This window comes from Microbacterium arborescens, from assembly GCF_049707515.1.
GTDB lineage: Bacteria > Actinomycetota > Actinomycetes > Actinomycetales > Microbacteriaceae > Microbacterium > Microbacterium arborescens_B.
In genome coordinates this window covers 24,386-48,688 of sequence record NZ_JBNAFI010000005.1, presented here as the reverse complement: position 1 = coordinate 48,688, position 24,303 = coordinate 24,386, and the positions used below count along the sequence as shown (strand labels likewise).

General features: G+C 69.4%; 20 protein-coding genes. 7 read left to right on the top strand and 13 right to left on the bottom strand.

Annotated elements, in window-relative coordinates:
• The 10 genes from ACPYN5_RS10880 to ACPYN5_RS10835 all read right to left on the bottom strand — a co-directional run bounded on the left by ACPYN5_RS10880 (position 1) and on the right by ACPYN5_RS10835 (position 11,397).
• The gene (locus ACPYN5_RS10880; protein ID WP_424449006.1) at positions 1-1,032 is read right to left on the bottom strand and encodes a LacI family DNA-binding transcriptional regulator; all 1,032 of its coding nucleotides are present in this window, start codon (positions 1,030-1,032) and stop codon (positions 1-3) included.
• Positions 1,033-1,041: 9 nt separating this feature from the next.
• The gene (locus ACPYN5_RS10875; protein ID WP_424449005.1) at positions 1,042-1,926 is read right to left on the bottom strand and encodes a sugar phosphate isomerase/epimerase family protein; all 885 of its coding nucleotides are present in this window, start codon (positions 1,924-1,926) and stop codon (positions 1,042-1,044) included.
• Positions 1,923-3,149: a dihydrodipicolinate synthase family protein gene (locus ACPYN5_RS10870; protein WP_424449004.1), complete on the bottom strand. Its 1,227-nt coding sequence runs from the start codon at positions 3,147-3,149 to the stop codon at positions 1,923-1,925. The genes ACPYN5_RS10875 and ACPYN5_RS10870 overlap by 4 nt, the downstream gene beginning before the upstream one ends.
• Before the next feature lie 10 nt (positions 3,150-3,159).
• The gene (locus ACPYN5_RS10865) at positions 3,160-4,374 is read right to left on the bottom strand and encodes a Gfo/Idh/MocA family protein (protein ID WP_424449003.1); all 1,215 of its coding nucleotides are present in this window, start codon (positions 4,372-4,374) and stop codon (positions 3,160-3,162) included.
• Between the two features lie 104 nt (positions 4,375-4,478).
• Complete coding sequence (gene arfA, locus ACPYN5_RS10860) at positions 4,479-6,002, bottom strand: arabinosylfuranosidase ArfA (RefSeq protein ID WP_424449002.1); 1,524 nt, start codon at positions 6,000-6,002, stop codon at positions 4,479-4,481.
• Between the two features lie 53 nt (positions 6,003-6,055).
• The gene (locus ACPYN5_RS10855; RefSeq protein WP_424449001.1) at positions 6,056-7,339 is read right to left on the bottom strand and encodes an ABC transporter substrate-binding protein; all 1,284 of its coding nucleotides are present in this window, start codon (positions 7,337-7,339) and stop codon (positions 6,056-6,058) included.
• A gap of 94 nt (positions 7,340-7,433) precedes the next feature.
• Positions 7,434-8,102: a hypothetical protein gene (locus ACPYN5_RS10850; RefSeq protein ID WP_424449000.1), complete on the bottom strand. Its 669-nt coding sequence runs from the start codon at positions 8,100-8,102 to the stop codon at positions 7,434-7,436.
• Positions 8,103-8,104: 2 nt separating this feature from the next.
• Positions 8,105-9,031 (bottom strand): carbohydrate ABC transporter permease, encoded by a 927-nt coding sequence (locus tag ACPYN5_RS10845; RefSeq protein WP_424448999.1) that lies wholly within the window; start codon positions 9,029-9,031, stop codon positions 8,105-8,107.
• Positions 9,028-10,020: a carbohydrate ABC transporter permease gene (locus tag ACPYN5_RS10840; protein ID WP_424448998.1), complete on the bottom strand. Its 993-nt coding sequence runs from the start codon at positions 10,018-10,020 to the stop codon at positions 9,028-9,030. The genes ACPYN5_RS10845 and ACPYN5_RS10840 overlap by 4 nt, the downstream gene beginning before the upstream one ends.
• A 78-nt stretch (positions 10,021-10,098) precedes the next feature.
• Positions 10,099-11,397, bottom strand: coding sequence for an ABC transporter substrate-binding protein (locus ACPYN5_RS10835; RefSeq protein WP_424448997.1), 1,299 nt, complete (start codon positions 11,395-11,397; stop codon positions 10,099-10,101).
• Positions 11,398-11,685: 288 nt separating this feature from the next.
• Here ACPYN5_RS10835 and ACPYN5_RS10830 point away from each other — a divergent pair, with 288 nt between their 5' ends.
• Genes ACPYN5_RS10830 through ACPYN5_RS10805 form a run of 6 tightly spaced genes read left to right on the top strand, consistent with a single transcriptional unit; the run spans position 11,686 to position 18,993 of the window.
• On the top strand, positions 11,686-12,315 hold the full coding sequence (locus ACPYN5_RS10830) for a DUF624 domain-containing protein (protein ID WP_424448996.1): 630 nt from the start codon (positions 11,686-11,688) through the stop codon (positions 12,313-12,315).
• The gene (locus ACPYN5_RS10825) at positions 12,312-13,847 is read left to right on the top strand and encodes an extracellular solute-binding protein (RefSeq protein ID WP_424448995.1); all 1,536 of its coding nucleotides are present in this window, start codon (positions 12,312-12,314) and stop codon (positions 13,845-13,847) included. The genes ACPYN5_RS10830 and ACPYN5_RS10825 overlap by 4 nt, the downstream gene beginning before the upstream one ends.
• Positions 13,837-14,823, top strand: coding sequence for an ABC transporter permease (locus ACPYN5_RS10820; protein ID WP_424448994.1), 987 nt, complete (start codon positions 13,837-13,839; stop codon positions 14,821-14,823). Before ACPYN5_RS10825 ends, ACPYN5_RS10820 begins: the two co-directional genes overlap by 11 nt.
• Positions 14,823-15,704, top strand: coding sequence for a carbohydrate ABC transporter permease (locus ACPYN5_RS10815; RefSeq protein ID WP_424448993.1), 882 nt, complete (start codon positions 14,823-14,825; stop codon positions 15,702-15,704). Before ACPYN5_RS10820 ends, ACPYN5_RS10815 begins: the two co-directional genes overlap by 1 nt.
• Positions 15,701-16,345 (top strand): DUF1961 family protein, encoded by a 645-nt coding sequence (locus ACPYN5_RS10810; protein ID WP_424448992.1) that lies wholly within the window; start codon positions 15,701-15,703, stop codon positions 16,343-16,345. The genes ACPYN5_RS10815 and ACPYN5_RS10810 overlap by 4 nt, the downstream gene beginning before the upstream one ends.
• Positions 16,342-18,993 carry an exo-rhamnogalacturonan lyase family protein gene (locus ACPYN5_RS10805; protein WP_424448991.1) on the top strand — a complete coding sequence of 884 codons (2,652 nt, stop codon included), beginning with the start codon at positions 16,342-16,344 and terminating at the stop codon, positions 18,991-18,993. The genes ACPYN5_RS10810 and ACPYN5_RS10805 overlap by 4 nt, the downstream gene beginning before the upstream one ends.
• Positions 18,994-19,014: 21 nt before the next feature.
• On the opposite strand, the gene ACPYN5_RS10800 is transcribed toward ACPYN5_RS10805, so the two are convergent.
• Positions 19,015-19,989 (bottom strand): glycoside hydrolase family protein, encoded by a 975-nt coding sequence (locus ACPYN5_RS10800; protein ID WP_424448990.1) that lies wholly within the window; start codon positions 19,987-19,989, stop codon positions 19,015-19,017.
• Positions 19,986-21,077, bottom strand: coding sequence for a Gfo/Idh/MocA family protein (locus ACPYN5_RS10795; RefSeq protein WP_424448989.1), 1,092 nt, complete (start codon positions 21,075-21,077; stop codon positions 19,986-19,988). The genes ACPYN5_RS10800 and ACPYN5_RS10795 overlap by 4 nt, the downstream gene beginning before the upstream one ends.
• A gap of 104 nt (positions 21,078-21,181) precedes the next feature.
• Here ACPYN5_RS10795 and ACPYN5_RS10790 point away from each other — a divergent pair, with 104 nt between their 5' ends.
• The gene (locus ACPYN5_RS10790) at positions 21,182-22,480 is read left to right on the top strand and encodes a family 43 glycosylhydrolase (RefSeq protein ID WP_424448988.1); all 1,299 of its coding nucleotides are present in this window, start codon (positions 21,182-21,184) and stop codon (positions 22,478-22,480) included.
• 7 nt (positions 22,481-22,487) lie between these two features.
• Here ACPYN5_RS10790 and ACPYN5_RS10785 read toward each other — a convergent pair whose 3' ends face one another.
• Positions 22,488-24,266: an ABC transporter ATP-binding protein gene (locus ACPYN5_RS10785; RefSeq protein ID WP_424448987.1), complete on the bottom strand. Its 1,779-nt coding sequence runs from the start codon at positions 24,264-24,266 to the stop codon at positions 22,488-22,490.
• Positions 24,267-24,303 lie beyond the last annotated feature (37 nt).

Below are 24,303 nucleotides of genomic sequence, written 5' to 3'. Positions count from 1 at the left end.
TCATTCACCTCGGGGTGGAGTGCTCTCGCGTACGAGCACGTCGAGCGGCAGGGCGGTTCCGTCCTCGTCGGCGTCGACCGCGGCACGCAGCGCGCTGTAGCCGACCTCGACCAGCGGGACCCGCACGGTCGTCAGTGGCGGGGTGACGTCGCGTCCGGTGGGGATGTCGTCGAAGCCCGCGAGCGCGATGTCGGTGCCCGGCTCGCGTCCGGCCGCACGCAGCGCCGTGAGCGCGCCGATGGCGACGACGTCGCTGATGCCGAAGACGACGGTGCCCGGCTCGACGCCGTCGGCGAGGGCCGCGGCCATGGCCTCGGCCCCCGATTCGCGGCTGAAGCCGCCGCGGTAGACACGGGGCTGCTCTCCCCCGCCCGCTGCGAAGCCCTCGGTGAAACCGGCGACGCGGTCATCGCTCGTGACGACGCCGTCCGCGGCGGCCAGCACGATCGCCGAGCGGTAGCCGCGGCCGGCCAGCGCGGCGCCGAGATCGCGGGCACCGCCGCGGTTGTCGATCGCGACGCTGCGGATGCCCGGCGCCCCTGGTCCCAGCGCGACGACGGTGCCGCCGCTCGCGGCGATGAGGTCGAGCTCGGTCTTCAGCTCCGCCGAGATCTCCCGCGAGGTGCGCGAGGCGGCGAGGATGATGCCGCGGGGCCGCTGTCCGCGCAGGGCGCGCACGAGTCGGAGCTCGCGCGCCGGATCGCGCTCGGTGATCGCGACGGTCACGACGAGGCCCGCTTCGTCGGCCCCGCGGGCGACACCCGACGCGAGCTGACCGAAGTACGGGTCGGCGATGTCGGCGACCAGCAGAGCGACGATCGCCGACGTGCCGCGCGCCGTCGCCTGGGCCGACAGGTTGGCCGTGTAGCCGAGGCGCGCCGCCGCCTGCTCGACCCGCTCACGGTAGGCGTCGGCGACCTTGCGGGTCGAGCCGTTGAGCGCGCGCGAAGCGGTCGCGAGCGACACCCCCGCCTCTCGTGCCACATCGTGCAGCGTGGCCGAACCACGCGGCGACATCCCCGTCTGTCCCACGAGCAGAGTCTAGGCCGTGAGCGTGCGCGCGCCCGCGAGGTGGGGCGTCACGGCCTCGCCGAACGCCTCCGCGGTGCGCCCGACGACGTCGGCGGGGTCGGCGGCCCAAATGTCGGCGTTGAAGATCTCGACCTCGATGTCGCGGTCGTAGCCCGTCGCCTCGACGGCGCGGGTCAGCGACGCGAAGTCGATGACGCCGTCTCCGGGGTAGTGACGGCTGAGCAGCACGTCGGCGGGCAGCGGCGTCTTCCAGTCGCACACCTGATAGGTCGCGATGCGTCCCTCACGGCCGGCGCGCTCGATCGCGGGCAGGACGTCCGGGTCCCAGAAGATGTGGAACGTGTCGACGGTCGCACCCACGACCTCGGGCTCGAAGTCGGCGGCGATGTCGAGGGCCTGCGAGAGCGTCGAGACGACGCAGCGGTCGGAGGCGAACATCGGATGCAGCGGCTCGATCGCCAGCGTCACCCCCGCGGCCTTCGCGTGCGGCGCGAGCTCGCCGATGGCGTCGCGTACGCGCTCCCGAGCACCCACGATGTCGCGTGAGCCCTCCGGGAGTCCTCCCGCGACGAGCACGAGGATCGCCGTCGAACCGGGCGCCCCCGCTGCCGCGAGCACAGCGGCCTCGTCGATCGCGACGCGGTTGTCGTCGATCGACGATCTCCGGGCCGGGCCCTCCGGCATCGTGAAGAAGCCGGCCCGGCAGTGGGTGGTGAACCGCAGTCCCGAGTCGGTCAGCATGGCGGCGGCCGTCGCCAGCCCGACCTCCTGCACGGGCTCGCGCCACAGTCCGATCGCCTCGATCCCGGCGCCGGCGGTGACCCGCAGCGCCGTCGCGAGGTCGGCGTACTTGATCGTGGCCTGGTTGATCGACAGGCGAGGATCGACGCTCACGCCTCGACTCCGTTCAGGCGCAGCATGGCGTGCCAGCGATCGGCGGCGAGCTCCGGCTGCTCGAGCGCGTGCGCCGCGTTCGCGAGCTCGACGATGCGCGAAAGGTGCGGCAGGCTCCGTGCCGAATGCAGTCCGCCGACCATCTGGAACGCGGCCTGGTGTCCGTTGAGCCACGACAGGAAGGCCACGCCGGTCTTGTAGTAGAAGGTCGGCGCCGCGAAGATCTGCCGGCTGAGCTCCTCGGTCGGGCCGAGGATCGCGAGGTACCGGTCGGCGTCGCCCGCATCGAGCGCCTGGATGGCGGCCGAGGCCACGGGCGTGAGTGCGGCGAAGGCACCGAGCAGCGCATCCGAGTGCTGCCGCGCCGAGGCGGGGTCGCGATCGGGCTGGGTCGCCCGCGGCACGTCGGCACCGCCGATGAGGCCGACGTAGTTGAAGTCGTCGCCGGTGAACATCCGCACGCCCTCCGGCAGGCGCTCGCGCACCGAGACCTCGGATGCCGCATCGAGCAGGCTCATCTTCACGCCCGCGACCTTGTCGACGTTCTCGGCGATGATCTCGACCAGCACGTCGGATGCCGCCCGCCAGTCCGCCGAGCCGCTTGTACTGAGCTTCGTCGAAGTGAAGTATCCCGCGAGGGTGGGGTCGAACGCCGTGCCGAGCCAGTGCAGCACGACCGGACCGGATGCGGCCGCGAGCACCTCGCGGTAGACCCGGCGGTAGTCGTCGGCCGACGACGCTGCCCGGGCCAGATGCCGCGACGCCATGAGCACCGGTCCTGCGCCCTGCTCCTCCGTGAAGGCGAGCTGGCTCTTGAAGGCGTCGACGACCTGGTCGAGCGAGATGTGCTCGTCCTCGACGTGGTCGGTGTTGACCCCGACGACGACCGAGCCCCCCTCCTCGCGCGCGACCTCCGCCGAGCGGGCGATGAGCTCGCGCGTGGCGGCGGCATCGAGCCCCATGTTCCGCTGCGCGGTGTCCATGGCGTCGGCGACGCCCAGGCCCCAGGAGTAGACCGACCGGCGGAAGCCGAGCGTGGCATCCCAGTCGATCTGCGCCGGCTGGCCGGGGGTGTTGTCGGCCGAGACGACGGGAACCACGTGGGCTGCCGCGTACGCGACACGGCTGCGCAACGGAGCCGTGGGGCGGGCGAACCCGGGTGCGGCGTTCAGCGGGGCGGTGGTGACGGCGCCGTCGACGCCGAGGAGGGTGAACTCGGTCATGGTGCGGCGCTCAGATGCTGAGGGTCGGCAGCTCGACCTTGCGGCCCTCGCGGCTCGACTGCAGACCCGCCTCGGCGAGCTGCACGCCGCGTGCACCGGCGAGCAGATCGAACTCGTACGGCGTCTCGGTCGCGTAGGACGTCAGGAACTCCTCCCATTGCTGACGGAATCCGTTGAGGAAGACGTCGTTGGTGGGGACGTTCTGCCAGTCGGCGTCGTAGTCGTGCGTGTCTTCGAGGTCGGGGTTCCACACGGGCTTGGGGGTGGCGTTGCGCGGCTGGATCTTCGCGCCGAACAGCCCCACGACGGCCGAGCCGTGCGTGCCGTCGACGTGGAACTCGACGAGCTCGTCGCGGTTGACGCGCACGGTCCACGACGAGTTGATCTGCGCGACGATCGGTCCGTGCTCGGCCCCGCCGTTGAGCTCGAAGACGCCGTAGGCGGCATCCTCGGCGGTCGCGGTGTAGTGCTCGCCCTTCTCGTCCCAGCGGTCGGCGATGTGCACCGCAGCCTGGGCGTAGACGGTCTTGACGTCGCCGAAGAGGTTCTCGAGCACGTAGTTCCAGTGCGGGAACATGTCGACGATGATGCCGCCGCCGTCCTCGGCGCGGTAGTTCCAGCTAGGTCGCTGGGCGGGCTGCCAGTCGCCCTCGAACACCCAGTAGCCGAACTCGCCGCGCACCGAGAGGATGCGCCCGAAGAAGCCCGAGTCGATGAGGCGCTTGAGCTTCTGCAGGCCCGGCAGGTAGAGCTTGTCGTGCACCACGCCGGTCTTGACGCCGGCCTCGGCGGCGAGCTTCGCGAGCTCGAGCGCCTCGTCGACCGACTCCGCCGTGGGCTTCTCGGTGTAGATGGTCTTGCCCGCGGCGATCGCCTTGCGGAGCGCCGTCGCGCGGGCCTTCGTGACGAGGAAGTCGGCGTAGATCTCCCAGCGCGGATCCGCGAGGGCGGCGTCGAGGTCGGTGGTGTAGTCCTCGATGCCGTGCTTGGCGGCGAGGTCGGCGAGCTTCGCCTCACTGCGGCCGACGAGGAGCGGCTTGACCGTGACCTTCGTGCCGTCGGGGAGCTCGATGCCGCCCTGGTCGCGGATCGCGAGGATCGACCGCACGAGGTGCTGCCGGTAGCCCATGCGGCCCGAGACACCGTTCATGATGATGCCGATTTCACGGACCTGCGGGGCGGTCGCCGTCGACGGCGAGGGGCTGAGGATTGTCGTCTCTGACACGGATCGTCCTTCGAATCGGTCGCTCACGGGCTGATTGGTAAGCGCTTTCCCATACTGTAGATCGGGCCGCGGCTCGAATGCAAGCCGCTCCCGGAGGCAGGTCGTCAGGTCAGCCGCACGGCGGCCCACGAGACAGGCGGCAGCGACAGGCTCAGCGAGCCGTCCTCGCAGGCGACATCGGGCACCGCACGCACACCGACGCGTTCCGGATCGGCGAGGGTGTTGGCGGCGTAGCGGTCCTCTTCGTGCAGCAGATACGACTCGGCGACGTTCAGCTCGCGACCGAGGGATGCCGCGACCGCGGCGACGTCGATGCTCAGCGCCTCGGCATCCGTCGTCGATCGGTTCACGACGAACAGCGACACTCCCTCGCCGTCGATCGTGGCGACCGCGTTGACGTTGGCGACGGTGCCGAACCGCTCGCTCTCGAACGTGCCCGAGGGCACCGGCACCGAGATGGCGCGCTCCCCCGCCAGGCGCGAGGTGATCGAGAACGGGAAGAACGTGGTCTGCCGCCATGCCGGCCCCCCGGGCTCGGTCATGATCGGCGCGATGACGTTGACCAGCTGCGCCAGCGATGCCGAACGCACGCGGTCGCTGTGCTGCAGCAGCGTGATCAGCAGGTCGCCGAACACGACCGCATCCAGCGCGTGGTACTGGTCCTCCAGCAGCCGAGGCGCCACCGGCCACCCCGGTTCGAGGGGCTTGTCGTCCTGTCCGCCCTCGTCGTTGTGGAGGTACCAGACGTTCCACTCGTCGAAGGAGATCATGATGCGCTTGTCGCTCTTCTTCGTCGCGGCGACGGCGTCGGCGATGGAGACCACCGACGAGATGAACCGCGACATGTCCACGCCCGAGGCGAGGAACTCCTGCGCGTCGCCGAAGCGCTCCTGGTAGTAGGAGTGGCACGAGATGAAGTCGACGTCATCGAAGGTGTGCTCGAGCACGGTCCGCTCCCACGAGCCGAACGTCGGCATACCGCTTCCCGACGAGCCGCACACGACGAGCTCGAGGCCGGGGTCGAGCATCCGCATCGCCTTGGCGGTGCGGGAGGCGAGTTTGCCGTAGTCGTCGGCGTTCCGGTGCCCGAGCTGCCACGGACCGTCCATCTCGTTGCCCAGACACCACATGCCCACGCCGAACGGCGACGGGCGGCCGTTCGCCGTCCGCTGCCGCGTCCACGCCGTGTCGGCGTCGGCGTTGACGTACTCGAGCAGGTCGATGGCCTCCTGCGTGCCACGCGTGCCGAGGTTGACCGCGAGCATGAGGTCGCTGCCGACGAGTTCGAGCCAGCGGGCGAACTCGTGGAGCCCCACCTCGTTCGTCTCCGTGGAGTGCCATGCGAGGTCGAGCCGGCGCGGTCGCTCCTCACGGGGGCCGATGCCGTCCTCCCAGCGGTAGCCCGACACGAAGTTGCCGCCCGGATAGCGGATCGTCGAGACCCCCAGCTCGCGCACGAGCTCGACGACGTCGGCGCGGAAGCCGTCGGCATCCGCCGTCGGGTGCCCCGGCTCGTGGATGCCGTCGTAGACGTGGCGGCCCAGGTGCTCCACGAAGCCGCCGAAGATGCGGCGATCGATGGGGGCGATCTCGAATCGGGGGTCGATGCTGGCGCGGGATGCCGTCATGAGTGCTCCTGAAAGTGAAGGGGATGCCGCACGCACGCGGCATCCCCGGGTGATCAGCCGTTGAGGACGACGTCGGCCTCGGAGAAGAACTGCTCGACAGCCTGGTCGACCGTGGTCGTGCCGAGGCCGAGCGACTTGCCCAACTCCCAGAACGTCTGCTCGAGCGTGCCGTAGCCGGCGACCGGCACGGGAGGGGCGTCGCCGATGCGATCGGCAGCCGACTCGATGTAGTCCGCGACCTGCTTGTCGGGGCCTTCGAGCTTCGCCCCGGCGAGCTTCGACGTCGACGCGGGGAACCCGAGCGTCGTACCGAAGATCTCGCCCGCGGCAGCGGAGTTGACCACGAAGTCGAGGAACAGCGCGGCAGCCTCGGGATGCTCGGTCTTCGCCGAGATGGCCACCTGGAGTCCGGCCTGGCGGTAGAGGTCCTTCGAGCCCTGCTTCGCGGTGGGCGGGGCGACGATCGAGATCGACGACGCGCCCGAGTCGGCGAGATAGCCGCCGAGGAAGTTGCTCCAGCTCATCTCACTCGCCGTGAGCCCGGCGCCGAAGCCGGACTTCGGCGAGAGCTCCTCGAGCCGCTGCTGCGGCACCGTGACGCCGTCGCGCAGCTCGGCGCCGCTCTCCCAGTAGGCGCGCAGGTCGTCTTCGGTGAAGCCGAGCTGGCCGTCGTCGGTGTAGAGGTTGCCGCCCTCGGCGCGCAGTGCCAGTTCGAAGCCCTGGATGCGCTGGGTGTAGTCGGTGCCGCCGTAGACCGCGCCGCCCGTCTTCTCGGTGACCTCCGCCATCCAGGCGTCGAAGTCGGCGACGTCGGTGCCGGGCTCGGGGGCGCTGACTCCGGCCTGCGCGACGAGGTCGTCGTTGACGAAGTTCGCCCACAGGCTGTAGCCCGTCGGAAGCGAGTACTGCGTGCCCTCGAGCGCGCCCGTTCCGAGCAGTCCCTCGTCGAAGGTCGACATGTCGATCTGGTCGGCGACCTGTGCGAGATCGAGGAGGTTGCCCGACTCGCCGTACTGGCGCAGGTAGCTGTCGGAGAACTGGAACACGTCGGGCAGTCCGCCGCCCGCGGCCTCGGTCTGACGCTTCTCCCAGTAGCTGGGGAAGTCGGTGAAGCTGACGTTGACGGTGATGTTCGGGTATTCCTCGTTGAACGCCGCGATGAGGTCGTCGTACCGCTGTGCTCGGTCGTCGTTGCCCCAGAACGCGTAGGTCAACGTGACCTTCTCGTCAGGGTCGAAGGCGTCGGCGGTCGGCGTCGAGGCGCTGCCGCATCCGCTCAGTGCCAGCGCACCGGCGGCGACGATGCCGATCGATGCGAGCAGCCGGGTGCTCTTCATGGGGGTCCTTTCATCGGGAACGGGCCCGGGGGGACGGGTCGGAGGGATGCCGCCGCCGTAGGGCGGGGCGGCGGCAGGCCGGGGCGGGGCGGGGTCAGCCGCGGCGCCGCCGGGCGGGGATCGCGACGACCGCGAGCGCCGCGCAGCCGATACCGGCGATGAACAGCGGAGGCAGCGCCCACGTGACCACCACGACGAACCCCGCCGTCGCGACGAGGTAGAGCACGCCGACGGCATCGCCGCGAGCGGCGTCGGAGACGGTTCGCAGAGCCCCGCGCCAGCCCAGCTGCGCGCTCCAGGCGCCGGCCGCCAGGAGCAGCGCGACCGCCACGACCGCGAGACCGACCCAGCCGACCGCCTCGACGACGGCCCCGCCGGGAAGGAATCCCGATCGGGCGAGGTCGATGTCGATGAGGAGGACGAGCGTCGCGATGAGCGCGACGGCCCCGACCGCCGAGCCGCCCAGAAGGCCGGAGCGCACGTCGGCCCAGAACAGCGCGAACCGCGAGTCGTCCGCGGCGACGTAACGGCGCAGGTGCCGGATGCCGGCGGCGAGCGCCGCGGGAAGGGTGATGACCGCGAGCGACACGACCGTCACGAGCAGGCCCACGAGCAGGACTTCACCCAGCAGCGCGAAGGCTCCCGCCGCGCCGGGGTGGCGCAGCTGCGGCCGGGAGTCGCGGGTCGGCCCGCTCCCGGTCCGATCGGCCCGGATCGCCGCCCGCTCCTCCCGCCGAGTGAGCGGACCCTGCTCGGTCGACACCGCTAACCCTTCAGGCCCTGGGTCGCGACGCCGTCGACCAGGAACTTCTGGAAGACGATGAAGAACAGCAGAATCGGCACGAGCGCGATGAAGGATGCCGTCACCGTCGCGCCGTAGTCGCTCGAGGACGTCTGGTCGTTGTACAGGCGCAGCGCGATCGGCAGCGGGTAGTTCTCGGGGCTCGTGAGGTAGAGCAGCGGGCCGAGGAAGTCGTTCCAGGCCCAGATGAAGCTGAAGATCGCGCACGTGATGAGCGCGGGCTTGATCAGCGGCAGGATGATCGACCAGAAGATGCGCAGATGCCCGGCACCGTCGATCTTGGCGGCCTCATCCATGTCAGGGGGCATCTGACGGATGAACTGCACCATCAGGAAGACGAAGAACGCCTCGGTCGCCAGGAACTTCGGCAGCAACAGCGGCCAGTACGTGTCGACCATCCCGAGATTGTTGAACAGGATGTACTGCGGGATGATCACGACGTGGAACGGCAGCAGCAGCGTGCCGATCATCGCGGCGAACAGGATGCCGAGACCCTTGAACTGCAGCCGGGCGAACGCGTAGGCCGCGAGCGCCGACGACATCACGGTGCCGATGACCGAGACGCCGGCGATCAGGAGCGAGTTCGCGAAGAAGCGCCACATCGGCACGCCAGCGATGCCCTCCATGACCTTCAGGTAGTTGTCGATGGTCGGGGCGTTGGGCAGCAGTCCCATGTTCTGCCCGAACTCGCTGTTCGGCTTGAAGGTCGAGAACAGCAGCCAGACCAGCGGGTAGAGCACGACCGCTGTGATGACGATGAGCACGACGAACCAGACGATCGTCTGCCAGGTCTTGCGCTTGATCCTCCTGCGCGCGGGCGGCATCGGCGTGGTCTGCTGGACGGCGAACGTCGCCTCGCTGGCGAGCGGTGAGGTGGGTGTCGTGGTCATCGGTTGTCTCCCGAGTAGTGCACCCACGACTTCTGGGTGCGGAAGAGGATGAGGGCGATGATGGCGACGACGACGAGGAGCACCCACGCGATCGCAGCGGCATAACCCATGCGTCCGTCGGAGAAGCCGGTCTTGTAGAGGTAGACCGTGATGAAGTTCGTCATGCCGGCCGGGCCGCCGCTGCCGTTGGAGATGATGTACGCCGAGGCGAAGACCTGGAACGCGCCGATGAGGCCGAGCAGCAGGTTGAAGAAGATGACCGGCGAGAGCATCGGCAGGGTCACAGCGCGGAAGCGCTGGACGGCGCCGGCGCCGTCCATCTCGGCGGCCTCGTAGAGCTCCTTCGGGATCTGCTTGAGGCCGGCCAGGAAGATGACCATCGTCGCGCCGAACTGCCAGACGGCGAGCAGGATCATCATCGGCAGGATCAGGGACGGGTTGCCGATCCAGCCGCCGAGGTTGATGCCGAGGAAGCTGAGCCCGCCGTCGACGGGACCGTCGCTGGCGAACATGGCGCGCCAGACGATCGCGACCGAGACCGAGGCCCCGATCAGCGACGGGGCGTAGAACGCCGAGCGGAAGAAGGCGGCGCCCTTGTCGCGGTAGTTCAGCAGCATCGCGATGAGCAGCGACGCGATCAGCGCGATCGGGGTGCCGACCAACACGTAGATGAGCGTGATCTGCGCCGACTGCATGAAGCTCGGGTCGTTCGTGAACAGGCGGACGTAGTTGTCGAGACCGACCCACTTGGGCGGCGAGAAGATGTTGTAGCTCGTGAACGACAGGTACAGGGAGTACACCATCGGCACGAGGGTCAGACCGAAGAAGCCCACCAGCCACGGCAGCAGGAATGCGTAGCCGGTGGCGTTCTCACGCATCGCGCGCTTGCGGGCACCGGAACGATCGAGGTGCTCGGGGCGGCTGCGGCGCACGAGTCCGCGCCGCGGGGATTGCTTGGTGACGATCACCCGTGTGGCTGTTGTGCTCACGATGCTCCCGGGGAGATTAGAGAAGAGGGTGGGATCCTCCGGGCCGGCGCGAAGCGCGGCCGGCCCGGAGGAGGTGCCTCAACCGTTCAGGACGATGTCCATCTCGGAGAAGAAGCGGTCGACGGCGTCGTCGACGGTGATCGTGCCGTAGACCAGCTCGAGGCCGATCTGACGGAACTCCTCCTCGATGGTGCCGTAGCCGACGACCGGCACCGGCGGCGCGTCGCCGAGACGATCGGCGATGCCCTCTTCGTAGTCCTTGACCTGCTGGCTCAGCGGGTCGAGGTCGGCCGCCTCGAGGGCGGTCTCAGAAGCGGGCAGACCGCGGTTGGTGCCGAAGATCTCGCCCGATTCCGGCGAGTTCACCAGGAAGTTCACCAGCGTGGCGGCAGCCTCGGGGTGCTCGGTGCTCTCGGAGATCGTGTGCAGCATCGACGGCTTGAGGTACAGGTCCTTCGCTCCCTCGACGGTGACGGGAGGCTCGACCAGGCCGAGCTCGGTGTATCCCTCCCCGAGACCACCGAGGTAGCCGCCGCCGAAGTTGTCCCACGTGAGCTCGGATGCCGTCAGCGCCGAGTCGAACCCGCCCTTGGGTGCGAGCTCCTCGACGCGAGCCTGCGGGATGACGGTGCCGTTCTCGCGGATCTCGGAGCCCTGCTCCCAGAAGTCCTTCAGCTGCTCCTCGTCGAAGCCGGGCTCGCCGTCTTCGGTGAAGAGGTTGCCGCCTTCGGCGCGGAGCTGCAGCTCGAAGTTCTGGATGCGGCCGGTCCAGTCGCCGCCTCCCCAGAACGCGCCGCCCGATCCCTCGGTGACCGACTGCATCCAGGCGTCGTAGTCCTCCCACGACCCGCCGGCGAACTCCTCGACGCCGGCCTGCTCGAGCAGGACCGGGTTGGTGAACAGGCCCCACGCGTTGGTCGAGGTCGCGATGCCGTAGGTCTTGTCGCCCACGACGCCGATGTCGAGGATGTTCTGCGGCAGCGCGTCGGTCTCGATGATGCCGCCCAGGTAGGGCTCCAGGTCGAGCAGGAGGTTGTTCTCGGAGTACTGACGCAGGTACGAGTAGTCGAACTGCATCACGTCGGGCAGGCCACCGCCCGCCGCCTCGGTCTGACGCTTCTCCCAGAACTCGGGGAAGGTCAGGAAGGTCGGGTTGACCGTGATGTTGGGGTACTCCTCGTTGAACGCTGCGATCGCCTCGTTGTACAGCTCCGCGCGGACATCGTTGCCCCAGAAGGCGAGGTCGAGCGTGACCTTCTCGTTGGGATCGAACGTCGCGTCCGCAGCCGGGGTGTCGCCGCCGGCGCAACCCGCCAGGGCCAGAGCCGCGCCGGTCGCGATAGCGACTCCAGCCAGTGCTCGCTTTCTGCTGAACATCATTGTCCTCTCTGCCGAACGTCGTCGTCTCGGTGCGCGCGAACGTCCATTGTCCGTGTGTGCAGGTGCGCGCCTCGCCCGTTCGGGAAAGCGCTTGCCGGCAACCGTACTACGCGGTGAAACGTTTCGCAAGCATCCTCGGGACCTTCGGTCCCGAGGATGCGGGGCCCGGTCTGTGACCGCTTCCAGTCCAGTCTGCCATAATTGCCATTTGACAATGTCCGGCCGAATCGGTCAGGGTTGGGAAAGCGCATTCCGTGTAAGTCAACGATGATCAGGGGGACGGCGATGGGCTCACGTTGGGCGCTGCGGGTGCACGCGGTGTGCGAGTGGTTCGTGTGGGTCGCATGCATGAACGCCCTCTGGCTCGTGGGAGTCCTGGCGGGCGCGGTGGTCCTCGGCCTCGGGCCCGCCTCTGCTGCCGTGGCGGTCCTCACCCGCCAGCGTCTCCGCGGCGAGAGCGTCCGGCTCGTTCGGGACTACGCGAGCGCCTGGGCGCGGGGCTTCCTCGCTTCTCAGCTCGCGGGAGGAATGCCTCTCGTGGGCGCCGCGCTCATCGCCCTTCAGGCGGCGGGCCATCTGGATGACGACCGCGACCCGTGGGCTGCCCTCCTGAGCATCGCCGCCGCTTTCGCCTTCGCCGTGTCCGCCGTCTCGCTCACGATGCACGCGCACTACGAGCTGCGCGCCCTCTCGCATGTCGTCACCGCATCGCGTTGGCTGCTGCACAACCCGGGCCCCGCCCTTCTGTTGATGGCCACCGCCGTCGCGGTCGCCGCAGCGACGGCGACTCTTCCCGCGTTCGCCCTCGTCTTCAGCAGCGGCGCGTGGTTCACGATCTCGACCGCGCTCTGCCTCGGGTTCTTCGCGGCAAACGATGCGGCACTCACCGCCACGAACGAAGGAGTTCACTCATGAAAGCCCGCTCCCCCCACGCCCGCCGCGTCGCTGCCGGGGCGCTCGCCTGCCTCACGGCGCTCGCTCTCGCCGGCTGCGCACCCGTGGCGTCCGACGAGGCCGACGGCGACACGGTCACGATGATGGTCCCGTATCTCGCCACCAGCGCCCCGTCCGACGACAACCCGATCCACACCGCCCTCGAAGAGGTGGTCGGTGCCGAGCTCGACATCACCTGGGTGCCCAATTCGTCCTACGGAGACCGGACGAACATCACCCTCGCGGGCGATGACATCCCCGAGGTGATGGTCATCCAAGGCAAGGATCCCGGGTTCGTCCAGAACGCTCGGGCGGGCGCGTTCTGGGACCTCACCGAGCACCTGGACGACTACCCGAACCTGAAGACGACGTTCCCCGAGGTGCAGCAGGCGGCGAGCATCAACGGCCGCGTCTTCGGAGTCTTCCGCGGCCGCGACCGTATGCGAACAGCTGTGATCCTCCGAAAGGACTGGCTGAAGAAGGTCGGGATGCCGCTCCCCCGCACGACCGACGATCTCAAGGCCGTGGCCCGGGCGTTCTCCGAGAGCGACCCGGACGGAAACGGCATCGACGACACGTACGGCCTGATCATCCCGAAGTGGCCCGGAGCGATCGGTACGAACAGCCCGTACGACGTGATCGAGACCTGGTACGGCGCCGGCAACCGCTGGACGGAGCGCACCGGGAAGCTCGTCCCGAACTTCACGACCGACGAGTGGCTCGACGCGGTCGACTACGAGAAGAGTCTGATCGACGAGGGACTCGTGAACCCCGACTACGCAACCTTCGACTCCGCCAACTGGAACGAGCCGTTCCTCAACGGCAAGGGCGGCATCATCGTCGACGTGCACTCCCGCGCCGGGGTGATCATGAACCTGTTCAAGGAGTCCGATCCCGACAACTTCGCCGACTACGTCGACATCACCGGCAACCTCGTCGGCCCCGACGGCGAGTTGCACGCCCATCCCACGACGGGCTACTACGGCTTCCTGGCCATCCCGAAGGCTGCGGTGCGCACCGAGGATGATCTACGTCGCGTCCTCGGCGTCCTGGACGAGCTCAACACGCCCGAAGCAGGAGCGATCCTCAACAACGGGATCGAGGGCGTCACCTACACGCTCGAGGGAGACCGGGCTGCGCCCGTTCCGGACGCGCCGCAGTCGCTGACGGACGACGTCGCGAGCTACTCGCAGATCGGGATGAACGTCTCGGGGTACCGAGGCCACCCGCCCCTGCTGCCGACGCAGCAGGAGCAGGAGCTGGACGACCGGCGCCGCGCGATCGAGGCATCCGATCTCGAGTCCGCCGTCTACGACCCGGCCGCCGCCTTCGTCTCCGAGACCTACACCGCCCAGGGCGCGCAGCTGGACACGATCATCTCCGACGCCCGCCTCCAGTACATCGCCGGACAGATCGATCGCGACGGTCTGATCGCCGCCATCGAGCGTTGGCGGTCCAGCGGGGGCGACCAGGTCATCGCCGAGATCAACGAGCTCGCCGCCGATGCCCGCTGAGGTGCCGGTCGCCGCGCCGCCGGCGCCGATCGCCGCGACGGAAGCGCTCGTCGTGCCACCGCGGCGGCGGCGTCCGGGCATCCGGGTGCACGTGACTCAGTTCAAGTGGCTGTATCTGCTGCTGCTCCCCGGCGTGATCTACTTCGCCCTCTTCCGGTACGGACCGATGTACGGGGCGGTCATCGCGTTCCAGGACTACGTCCCGTTCCTCGGGATTTCGGGGAGCACGTGGGTGGGGTTCGATCATTTCGAGCGCTTCTTCGGGAGCCCGGACTTCCCGCGCCTGCTCGGCAACACCCTGATCCTGGCGCTGCTGAGTCTGCTGATCGCGTTCCCCATCACGATCGTCGTCGCACTCCTGCTGAACGAGCTGCGGATCAGCATCCTCAAGCGATCCGTTCAGACCTTGATCTACATTCCGCACTTCCTGTCGTGGACCGTCGTCGCGTCGCTGACGTACCTGCTGTTCGCGTTCGACGCGGGCCCCCTCTTCCATGCCGTCGGCGGGATCTTCGGCACCGACATCGACGTGCTCACCGACCCGGCGTGGTTCCGGCCGATCATCGTGCTGCAGGACATCTGGAAGAACACCGGCTGGGGGACGATCATCTTCCTCGCCGCACTCGCGAGCGTCGACCAGGAGCAGTACGAGGCCGCGATCCTCGACGGCGCGGGGCGTTTCCAGCGCGTGTGGCACATCACGCTGCCGTCGATCATGCCGACCGTCGTGGTCATGCTCGTGCTGCAGATGGGGCAGATCCTCAATACGGGGTTCGAGCAGATCTACCTGATGACCAACTCGCTGAACCGTCAGGTGGCCGACGTCTTCGACACGTACGTCTACTTCATGGGAGTGACGCAGGGCAGCTACAGCTACTCGACGGCGGTCGGCCTCTTCAAGGCGCTCGTGGGAGTCGCGCTCATCTTCGGGGCCAACGCACTGGCCCGCCGATACAACCAGACGGGGATCTTCTGATGGCGCGGGAGAAGTATCGCTTCAACACCCCCGCGGGACGCGTGTTCGACGTCGTCAACATCGTCCTGCTCATGGGCCTGGGCCTGCTCGCCCTACTGCCCTTCGTCTATGTCACAGCCGGGTCGTTCGCGTCCGAGTCCGAGCTCGCCACGCGGTCGTTCTTCCTGTGGCCCGAGAGCTTCAGCCTGCGCGCCTACGAGTCGATCCTGACGAGCCCCACCTTTCTCCGGGCGATGGTCACGACGATCGCGGTCACCGCCGTCGGCACGGTCGTGCAGCTCCTGCTGACAGCTGCCATGGCATATCCCCTGTCGAAATCGAATCTGCCGGGGAGTCGCCTCCTGGTCTCGCTCGTCGTGTTCACCATGGTGTTCTCGGGCGGCATGATCCCGACCTTCCTCATGGTGAAGGACCTCGGGCTGCTGAACACGTACTGGGCGCTGATCCTGCCGCTGGCGATCAACCCGTTCAGCCTGATCATCATCAAGAACTTCTTCCAACAGCTCCCGGCCGAGCTCGAGGAGTCGGCGAAGATGGATGGCGCGAACGAGCTCCAGACACTCTGGAGCGTCATCCTCCCGCTCTCCAAACCCGTCCTGGCGACGTTCGCGCTCTTCTACGCCGTGGGCATCTGGAACGACTTCATGTCGCCGCTGCTCTACCTCAGCGACAACTCGATGTGGACGCTGCAGATGTTCCTGCGCCAGGTGACGGTGGCCACCGACCTGTCCATGGTCGAGGCCGACCCCACCCAGCTGCCGCCGGCCCGAGGGATCAAGTTCGCCGTCATCGTCGTGGCGACCCTTCCGATCCTGCTGTTCTACCCCTTCCTCCAGAAGCACTTCGCGAAGGGCATGCTGATCGGATCGGTGAAGGGATGAGCCGACCGGTGTACTGCAACCCGCTCGCCGGTCCAGGCGACATCGCCGACTGGATCGCCGAGGGCCCGGTCGCCGCGTCGGGTGACCGCAGCCTCGAGCTGGCGTCGGGAGGCGGTGAGGATGACCACTGGACGTTGTGGTGCCCGCAGGTCTTCGGCGACCGCATCCGGATCTCGTGGGAGTTCTCGCCGCGTCGCGAGCCGGGGCTGGCGATGCTCTTCTTCGGCGCCGCCACAGTCTCCGGAGGCGGCATCTTCGACGACGGCACAGCCCCCCGCAACGGGTCGTACCCGCAGTACCACTCGGGCGACCTGCGGGCGCTGCACGTTTCGTACTTCCGAAGGCGATGGGAGGACGAGCGGGCATTCCACACCTGCAACCTGCGCAAGGCGCCCGGCTTCCATCTGGTCGCACAGGGCGCGGACCCGCTCCCCTCAGCCGCAGACGCGCGCGACGCGTTCTACCGGATCGAGGTGACGAAGGATGCCGCGCACGTGAGCGTGCGGATCGACGACCTGCCCCTCTTCGACTGGGTCGACGACGAGGCCACCGGCCCTCGCGTCGGTGCGGGCCGCATCGGATTCCGGCAGATGGCTCCGCTCGTCGCCCGCTACCGCAACCTGGAGGTGCATGACCTATGACTCCGCCCACCACGACCCTCCCGCTGCGCTGGCTCGACGGCGCTGCCCCGCCTCGACTGCGCGGGGGCACGACCTGGGGGTTCCCACTGAGACGCGGCGTGACCCATACCGTCGATGCGCTGCGGCTGCGCGCAGCGAGCGCCCGCGGCGGGGACGAGTGCGAAAGCGCGGGCTACGTTCCCGCACAGTTCTGGCCGCTCGCCACGTGGCCGGACGGCTCGGTGAAATGGGTGGGTGCGGCGCTCGGTGCGACCACCCGGCCCGGTGACTACGAGGTCGCTGTCGAACCGGCGACGGCCGACGCGCCCGAACCGATGCGTCCCGTGCGCGTGAACCAGACGTCCACCGGGATCGAGGTCGACAACGGCGTCGTCCGTCTCGACATCGGGTCGCCGGGCGGTGAGGCGCTCGTGCGGCGCCTTCGTCGCGACGGGGTCACGGTGGCGGAGGACATCCACCTGGTGAGCCTTGTGCAGCACGAGGTCTCGGACGACGGCGGACACGCACGCGAGCGGTTCCGGTCGCACGTCGACAGTGTCGCGGTGGAGCAGACGGGACCGGTGCGTGCCGTCGTCCGGGTCGAGGGCAGGCACCGCGCCGAGACCGGCGAGCGCTCGTGGCTTCCGTTCACGGTGCGCTTCGTCGTGCTCGCGGCGTCGGAACGGGTGAGCGTGGTGCACACATTCGTGTGGGACGGCGATCCCGCCACCGACTTCATCGCGGGGCTGGGACTGCGCGCCATGGTGCCGCTTCGAGCCGAGCCGCACGACCGCCATGTGCGCATAGCGGGCGCAGACGGCGGGTTCTTCGCCGAAGCCGTGCGCGGACTCACCGGGCTCCGCCGCGATCCGGGCGAGGCGGTGCGCGCCGCGCAGATCGCCGGCCGAGCGACCCCCGGTCCGGAGCACTGGAACCGCGACGTGGTCGAGCGCCTGTCGCTCATCCCGGCCTGGGCCGACGTGACGTTGACGCAGCTCACCTCCGACGGCTTCGGCATCCGCAAGCGCACCCGCGCCGGGCACGGCTGGATCGACGCCGGAGCGGGCACCCGCGCCGAGGGCTTCATCTCGGTGAGCGACCCCGGCGGCGGTCTCGGGGTGGGCGTGCGCGGATTCTGGCAGTCGGACCCCGCGCAGCTCGATGCGCGGGACCTGACCGGTGATCGCGCGAGCGTGACTGCATGGCTGTACTCCCCCGAGGCGCCGCCGATGGATCTGAGGTTCTATCACGGCGGCCTCGGCCAAGACGACTACGAGGCGCAGCTCGAAGGACTGGAGATCACATACGAGGACTACGAGCCGGGCTTCGGCGAGGCCACGGGCATCGCCCGGACCCACGAGCTGACGCTGTTCGCATACGAGTCCACGCCCGCGCCGAGGGACCTGACTCTCGACGTCGCTCAGCTCCAGAACCCGCCGCTGCTGCAACCCACACCGCAGCACGTGCACGAGACGGGGGTCTTCGGGGATTGGGCGCCGGTCGATCGCTCGACACCTGCGCGAGCCGAGATCGAAGACAGCCTCGACGCCTTGCTGGAGTTCTACCTCGGTCAGGTGGACCAGCGCCGGTGGTACGGCTTCTGGCACTACGGCGACGTGATGCACTCGTACGACCTCGACCGGCACACCTGGCGGTACGACGTGGGCGGCTATGCGTGGGACAACAGTGAGCTCTCGCCCGATCTCTGGCTCTGGTACTCCTACCTTCGCAGCGGGCGGGCCGACGTGTTCCGCTTCGCGGAGGCGATGACGCGGCACACCGGCGAGGTGGACGTCTACCACCTCGGACGGTGGGCCGGGCTCGGCTCGCGCCACAACGTCCAGCACTGGGGTTGCAGCGCGAAGCAGCTTCGCATCAGCACCCCGGCCTACCGGCGGTTCTTCCACTACCTCACGGCGGACGAGCGGGTCGGCGACCTGATGAGTGAGCTGCGCGACAGCGACGCGCGCTTCCTCGACACCGACCCCAACCGCAAGGTCCGACCGGATGCCGCGACCTACCGCCTCGACCGCGGCTCGCTGGCTGTAGGGCTCGGCACCGACTGGAGTGCGCTCGCAGCCACGTGGTTGGCCGATTGGGAACGCACAGGCGATGCGCGCTCGCGCGACCGACTGCTGGGAACCATGGCCGACATCGCTGCGCTCCCGCAGGGGTTCTTCACCGGCGAAGCGCTCTACGACCTCGACGCCGGGCGCTTCGACACCAGCCGCGATCGCATCGCGGTGTCGCACCTGAGCGCCGTCTTCGGCCTGGTCGAGATCTGCAGCGAGCTCATCTCGCTCGTCGACGTGCCCGGGTTCGCGGCGGCGTGGGAACGGTACTGCCGCCTGTACCTCGCGTCCCCGTTGGAGCAGGAGGAGCAGCTCGGGCGCGCCCTCACCGGCATCCATCTCGAACAGGCGCATAGCCGCCTCGCCGCCTACGCCGCCGCACGGACGGGCGACGCGGACCTCGCCCGGCTCGCCTGGCGGGCATTCGAGAGCGGGGGCGAATGGCTGCTTCATCGACGAGAGCTCGTGCGCCGGCGCGTCCAGCCGCCCCTCGTACTGAACGCCGTCGACGAGCTGCCGAGCGTCTCGACCAACGACGCCGCGCAGTACGGGCTGGCTGCGATTCAGAACCTCGCTCTCATCGGGCACCTGCTGTAACGAGTCACGGATCGCCCGGGTCTACGCCGGTAGAACGATCAATCTGCCGTCGCGCACCACCAGGGCCGCACGATAGATCGCGCAGCGCCGGTCGTCGAGATCTGCGGGGTCGGCGGGATCGTTCTCCTTGCCGGGCGCTGCCGTTCGCGCGGGATGCCCGAAGAAGTAGAACCAGACGTCGTCGCCGTGTCGGACGGGGGCGCCGTGGTGCCCGTAGCCGGCCCCGGGCACAGAGCCCGAGCCGAGCACGATGTCGTCGGGGCCGCCCTGGCGGCGCCAACGGCGCGCATCGTCGGAGACGAACACGCCCATCCCCCGCCACTCGTCGACGATCATCCACCAGCGACCGCCGAGTTCGAAAGCGCTGGGGCCCTCGTGCGGCCGACCGCCGATCGCGGCACCCTCATCGGTCCACACCTCCAGGTCGTCCGAGACGGCGGCCATCGTGACCGAGTCGGCCGCCTCGTCCTTGTACCAGAGGCGCCACCGGCCGTCGGGCGTGCGCGCCACGGCCGCGTCGATGACCCGGTCGCTGGAGAGACTGAGCGGGCCGAGGCGCCGCCACGCGGCGAGGTCGTCCGAGACGTACGCCACGATCGTCCGCACGTGCCCGGGCCAGCGGTCGGGAACTCCGTCGATCTCGGTGAGGTACATGCGCCACGCGGCGCCGTCGTGGACCACCTCCGGAGCCCAGTGCGTGCTGCTGACACGGCTCGGCGGTGCGCCCGGCTCGAGGTGCAGGCCCGCGGCATCCGGTTCGAGCGTCCCGGCGTAGCGCCATGCGACGCCGTCGTCGGAGCGGGCCACTCCGATGCGCGAGCCGTGCACCCAGGCGACACCGGGGCCGGGGTCGGGATGCGTCGCGCGCCGCTGCGTGTAGAACATCCACCAGCCGCCGTCGGGCGCGATGACCACCACGGGGTCGGTCGCCCCGTCGTAGACCGGGTCGCGGTACAGCTCCTGCGGCAGCGCCCGAGCGGTGTCGGGAGAGGTCATCGGTCGGCGCGCAGGTCGACCACGGGGCTGGCGAAGCTGCGCCGGTGCGTGGGATGGGCTGCGAGGTCGGCCGGCGTCACGACGGCGCCGTCGGCCGCGGCCGACGCGTACATCGCCGCGACGAGCTCGAGCGAGCGTGCCGGCTCGGCTGCCGTGTCCGGCAGCGGCGTGCCGTCGAGGATGGCGTCGAACACGTCTCGCAGAAGCGGCGCGTGGTCGCTGCGCTCCTCGACATCCGGCATCGTCCACTCCCGTGCCTCGTCCTCGGAGCCGGGCGCCGGGGTGATGCGCCAGTTCTCGTGGCCGTGACCGTACAGGTGGTCGACGGTGACGGTGGCCTTCTGCGTGTCGATTCGGATCGAGCTCGTCTCACGTGGCGAGACGGCACTGGTGACGACCTGGGCCACGACGCCGCCGTCGAACAGCACGGTCGCGGTCGAGACGTCCTCGGTCTCGGTCTCGCGGTCGAGGCGCCAGAGTCGGGCCTGCACCGATGCCCAGTCGCCCAGGAGGTAAGCGAGCAGATCGAGCTGGTGGATGCCGTGACCGAGCGTCGTCCCGCCGCCCTCGGTCTCCCACTTGCCGCGCCAGGGCACGGCGAAGTAGTCGGCGCCGCGGTACCAGAGCGTCTGGCAGGTCGCGACGAGCGGGCGCCCGAGCGCGCCGGAGCCGAGCAGCGACCGTACGTGTGCTGCGGCCGTGCCGGTTCGCTGCTGGAACACGACGGCGAGGTGCCGACCGGCCGCCGACGCGGCGGCGCGCATCTCGTCGAGCTCTTCGAGCGACGGTGCGGGCGGCTTCTCGACGACGACGTGAGCACCGGCGGCGAGGGCCGCGAGCGTCTGCTCGCGGTGGACACCCGGCGGCGTGCAGATGAGCACGACGTCCGGTCGCTCGGCCTCCAGCAGGGCGGCGAGATCGTCGTACACGTGCGGATCGCCGTAGCGACCGGCGAACGCCTCGGCCGCGTCGCGGACGACGTCGGTGACGGCGACGAGCTCGGCCCGCGGGTGGGCGGCGACGGCGCGGGCGTGGAGATTGGCCACGGAACCGGTGCCGACGAGAGCGCAGCGAAGTGGTGCGGACAAGACGGATCCCCCTTCGGATCGATAAGATCAACCCTAGGATGAGACCCGGGAAAGCGCTATCCCGGCGAGCCGACCCCGTGCGACGCACCGACGAAGGAGTCCCCATGCTGCATCCTCCTGCTCCCGTGGTGAGCGGCGTCGCCTGGTTCGATGATCGCGGTATCCCGGTGAACGCCCACGGCGGGTGCATCGTCATCGAGGACGGTCGCTATTACCTGTTCGGCGAGTACAAGACCGACGACCGCAATGTGTTCGCCGGATTCTCCTGCTACTCCTCGCCCGACCTGGCGACGTGGCGGTTCGAAGGTCTCGCGCTGGCCCCCCAGCCGGACGGTCTCCTCGGGCCGGACCGGATCGGCGAGCGCCCCGCCGTCCTCCGCTGCCCGGCCACCGGACGATACGTGATGTTCCTGCACGCCGACGACCTCGGCTACACCGACCCGCACATCGCCTACGCCGTATCCGATACCGTCCGCGGCCCATACGTGTTCGGCGGTGCGGTGCTGTTCGACGGCGAGCCCGTGCGCCGATGGGATGTCGGCGCGTTCCAGGACGACGACGGCACCGGATATCTCCTGGTGCATGAGGGCGATGTCTACCGCCTCGCCGACGACTACACCAGCGCCGCCGCGAAGGTCACCTCGGGCGTCGCCCCCGGCGGTGAGTCACCGGGCATGGTGCGCGCCGGCGGCCGGTATCACCTGCTGTTCTCGAACAAGACGAGCTGGGAACGCAACGACAACTACGTCATGAGCGCACCGACTCCGGCCGGTCCGTGGCAGGCGTCGGGTCTGCTCGCGCCGGCCGGCTCGCGCACCCACGACTCCCAGTGCGGCTTCGTGCTCACGGGCGTCGCGCCCGATGCCCCGCCGATGTACCTCGGCGACCGCTGGCCCTTCCCCCGACAGGCGTCAGCCGCGACCTACGTGTGGCAGCCGCTGCAGGTCGATGAAGCGGGAGTGCCGCGCCTGGGGCCGTTCCTCCCCGCCTGGATGCCCGCATCGGGCGAACCGGTCGATCTGCTGGCCGGTGCGATCGAGGTCGACGCGGGCGCCGACCTGCACCCCGGACAGGCGCGCGCCACGGAGCCCTTCCCCGTGCCCCCGCAGGGCCGGGTCGCGCTTTTCGGCATGACCGGCCCCGACAGCGGGTACGCCCGCATCACCCTCGCGCCCGCGGCGGACGGGGCCAGCGACACCTGTGCCGTGGTCGCCGACTTCTACAGCGGCGTCGTGGCGGACGGCATCCGCTTCCTCACCCCGCCGCTGGCGGGCGGGCGGTACCGCCTGACCGTCGAGGCGACCGGCGACCGGCCGATGTGGAGCACGAAGGACGGCACGCGCTACGGCGCCGCCGATGCCCGCGTCCGCGCGACAGCCGTTCGGGTGCTGCCCCCGCGCTGAGGCGGCGTCAGGACGGCAAGCCCGCCTGCGTGGCGTGGAGGTGCGCGTAGCGCCCGGCTGCGACGAGAAGTTCGTCGTGGGTTCCCTGCTCGACGATGCGGCCGCGTTCGAGGACCACGATGCGATCGGCCTGACGGATGGTCGAGAGCCGATGGGCGACGACGAGGGTCGTCCGTCCCCGCATGAGGCGGCCGAGCGCTTCCTTGACGAGTTCCTCCGACTCCGGATCGAGCGCCGAGGTGGCCTCGTCGAGCAGCAGGATGCGAGGATCGCGCACGAGGGCGCGAGCGATCGCAAGGCGCTGGCGTTGCCCGCCCGACAGACGCGCGCCCCGCTCGCCGACGACGGTGTCCCATCCCCGCGGCTGCTCCTGCACGAACTGCCACGCATTCGCGTCGCGCAGCGCCCTTTCGATGCGCTCATCGGTCACGTCGGGGAGCCCGTAGGCGACGTTCTCGCGGATGGTCCCCTCGAACAGCACCGACTCCTGCGGCACGACCGACACCGCCCGGCGTACGGAGCGCAGGTCGAGCTCCTGCACGTCGGCGCCGTCGATCGTCAGGCGTCCGGCGGTGGGACGCACGAAACCGAGCACGAGGTTCAGCAGCGTCGACTTGCCCGAGCCCGACGACCCGACGAAGGCGTAGGTACGCCCGGTGGGGATATGCAGGTCGATCTCATGCAGCGCGTCGTCATCGGCCCCGGCGTAGCGGTGGCTGGCCCCCTCGAGCCGGATGTCGCCGGTCACGGCATCCACGCGCCGCTTGCCCTCGTTCTGCTCGAGGTCGGGCTCCTGGAGCACCTCGGCGATGGAGCGCACCGACTCGAGCCCGCGGGCGCCGACCGGGATCAGCATGAGCAGCTGCGTGAGCCCCTGGGTGAGGAGAGTGAAGTAGGTCGACAGCAGCACCACCTCGCCCGGCGAGATGGGAAGGATGCCGGTGAGTGAGAAGACCGCGGCGAGCACGAGGCATCCCACTCCCAGAAGCTGCATCGCGACCCACGAGATGGACGCGACGTGGCCGTTGAGCATGTCGAGGTGCAGCCCCGCGCGCCGGACCCCCTCCGCGCCGGTGCTGACGCGGGTGACCGCGGTCTCCTCCAGTCCGTGAGCGCGGGTGACGGGGATGAGCGAAGCCATCTCGCCCACACGCGCCGAGAACACCTCGACCTCGCGGCGGAACACCTCGTTGCGCTCCCGCGAGCGGTTGCGCATGCCGTACCGGATGCCGATGGCGATCGGCACCGCGAGGGCGTAGACCGGGAGGAACTGCGGCACCGCGACCGCCGTCATCGACAGCGCCCCGATCATGACCATCGTCGCCGACAGCAGTGGGTGGGTGACCTGCTGGAGCATGAGCTCGACGTTCTCGACGTCGCGGACGACCTTGGTCTGCACGATCGACGAGCTCACCCGGGAGTGGTAGCCGATCGAGAGGCTCTGCAGCCGTGCGGCGAGGGCGTTGCGCAGGTCCGCGCCGGTATCGCGGACGACGGTCATGAAGTTGCGCGTGTAGAGGATGTGGTTCGGGTAGTTCTGCAACAGGAGCACCGTCGCGAGCGCGAACCAGCCGAGCACGGCGGTCACCTCCCCGCCGCCGGCGACGATGTCGATGATCGCCGCCGTGATCACGGGCAGGAACCACAGCGGGATCTCCTTGAGCGTGAACGCGAGGACGGCCAGCGACATCCGTCCGGGACGGCGCGCCAGCAGCCGCAGGACGGATCGAGTCGGATGAGCGCCGTCGATCAGGTCCGCGGGTCGGGAAAGCGGTTTCCTTGCCACCCTCCCATGCTAGGCCCGCGCGGCCGCGGCACAAGGC

What these genes read in the sequence shown, in the direction of transcription:
- arfA (WP_424449002.1), bottom strand. Translation starts at nt 6,002, where the DNA reads ATGACGGCATCCCGCGCCAGCATCGACCCCCGATTCGAGATCGCCCCC.
- ACPYN5_RS10830 (WP_424448996.1), top strand. Translation starts at nt 11,686, where the DNA reads ATGGGCTCACGTTGGGCGCTGCGGGTGCACGCGGTGTGCGAGTGGTTC.
- ACPYN5_RS10820 (WP_424448994.1), top strand. Translation starts at nt 13,837, where the DNA reads ATGCCCGCTGAGGTGCCGGTCGCCGCGCCGCCGGCGCCGATCGCCGCG.
- ACPYN5_RS10825 (WP_424448995.1), top strand. Translation starts at nt 12,312, where the DNA reads ATGAAAGCCCGCTCCCCCCACGCCCGCCGCGTCGCTGCCGGGGCGCTC.
- ACPYN5_RS10810 (WP_424448992.1), top strand. Translation starts at nt 15,701, where the DNA reads ATGAGCCGACCGGTGTACTGCAACCCGCTCGCCGGTCCAGGCGACATC.
- ACPYN5_RS10870 (WP_424449004.1), bottom strand. Translation starts at nt 3,149, where the DNA reads ATGACCGAGTTCACCCTCCTCGGCGTCGACGGCGCCGTCACCACCGCC.
- ACPYN5_RS10845 (WP_424448999.1), bottom strand. Translation starts at nt 9,031, where the DNA reads ATGACCACGACACCCACCTCACCGCTCGCCAGCGAGGCGACGTTCGCC.
- ACPYN5_RS10805 (WP_424448991.1), top strand. Translation starts at nt 16,342, where the DNA reads ATGACTCCGCCCACCACGACCCTCCCGCTGCGCTGGCTCGACGGCGCT.
- ACPYN5_RS10800 (WP_424448990.1), bottom strand. Translation starts at nt 19,989, where the DNA reads ATGACCTCTCCCGACACCGCTCGGGCGCTGCCGCAGGAGCTGTACCGC.
- ACPYN5_RS10815 (WP_424448993.1), top strand. Translation starts at nt 14,823, where the DNA reads ATGGCGCGGGAGAAGTATCGCTTCAACACCCCCGCGGGACGCGTGTTC.
- ACPYN5_RS10855 (WP_424449001.1), bottom strand. Translation starts at nt 7,339, where the DNA reads ATGAAGAGCACCCGGCTGCTCGCATCGATCGGCATCGTCGCCGCCGGT.
- ACPYN5_RS10835 (WP_424448997.1), bottom strand. Translation starts at nt 11,397, where the DNA reads ATGTTCAGCAGAAAGCGAGCACTGGCTGGAGTCGCTATCGCGACCGGC.
- ACPYN5_RS10790 (WP_424448988.1), top strand. Translation starts at nt 21,182, where the DNA reads ATGCTGCATCCTCCTGCTCCCGTGGTGAGCGGCGTCGCCTGGTTCGAT.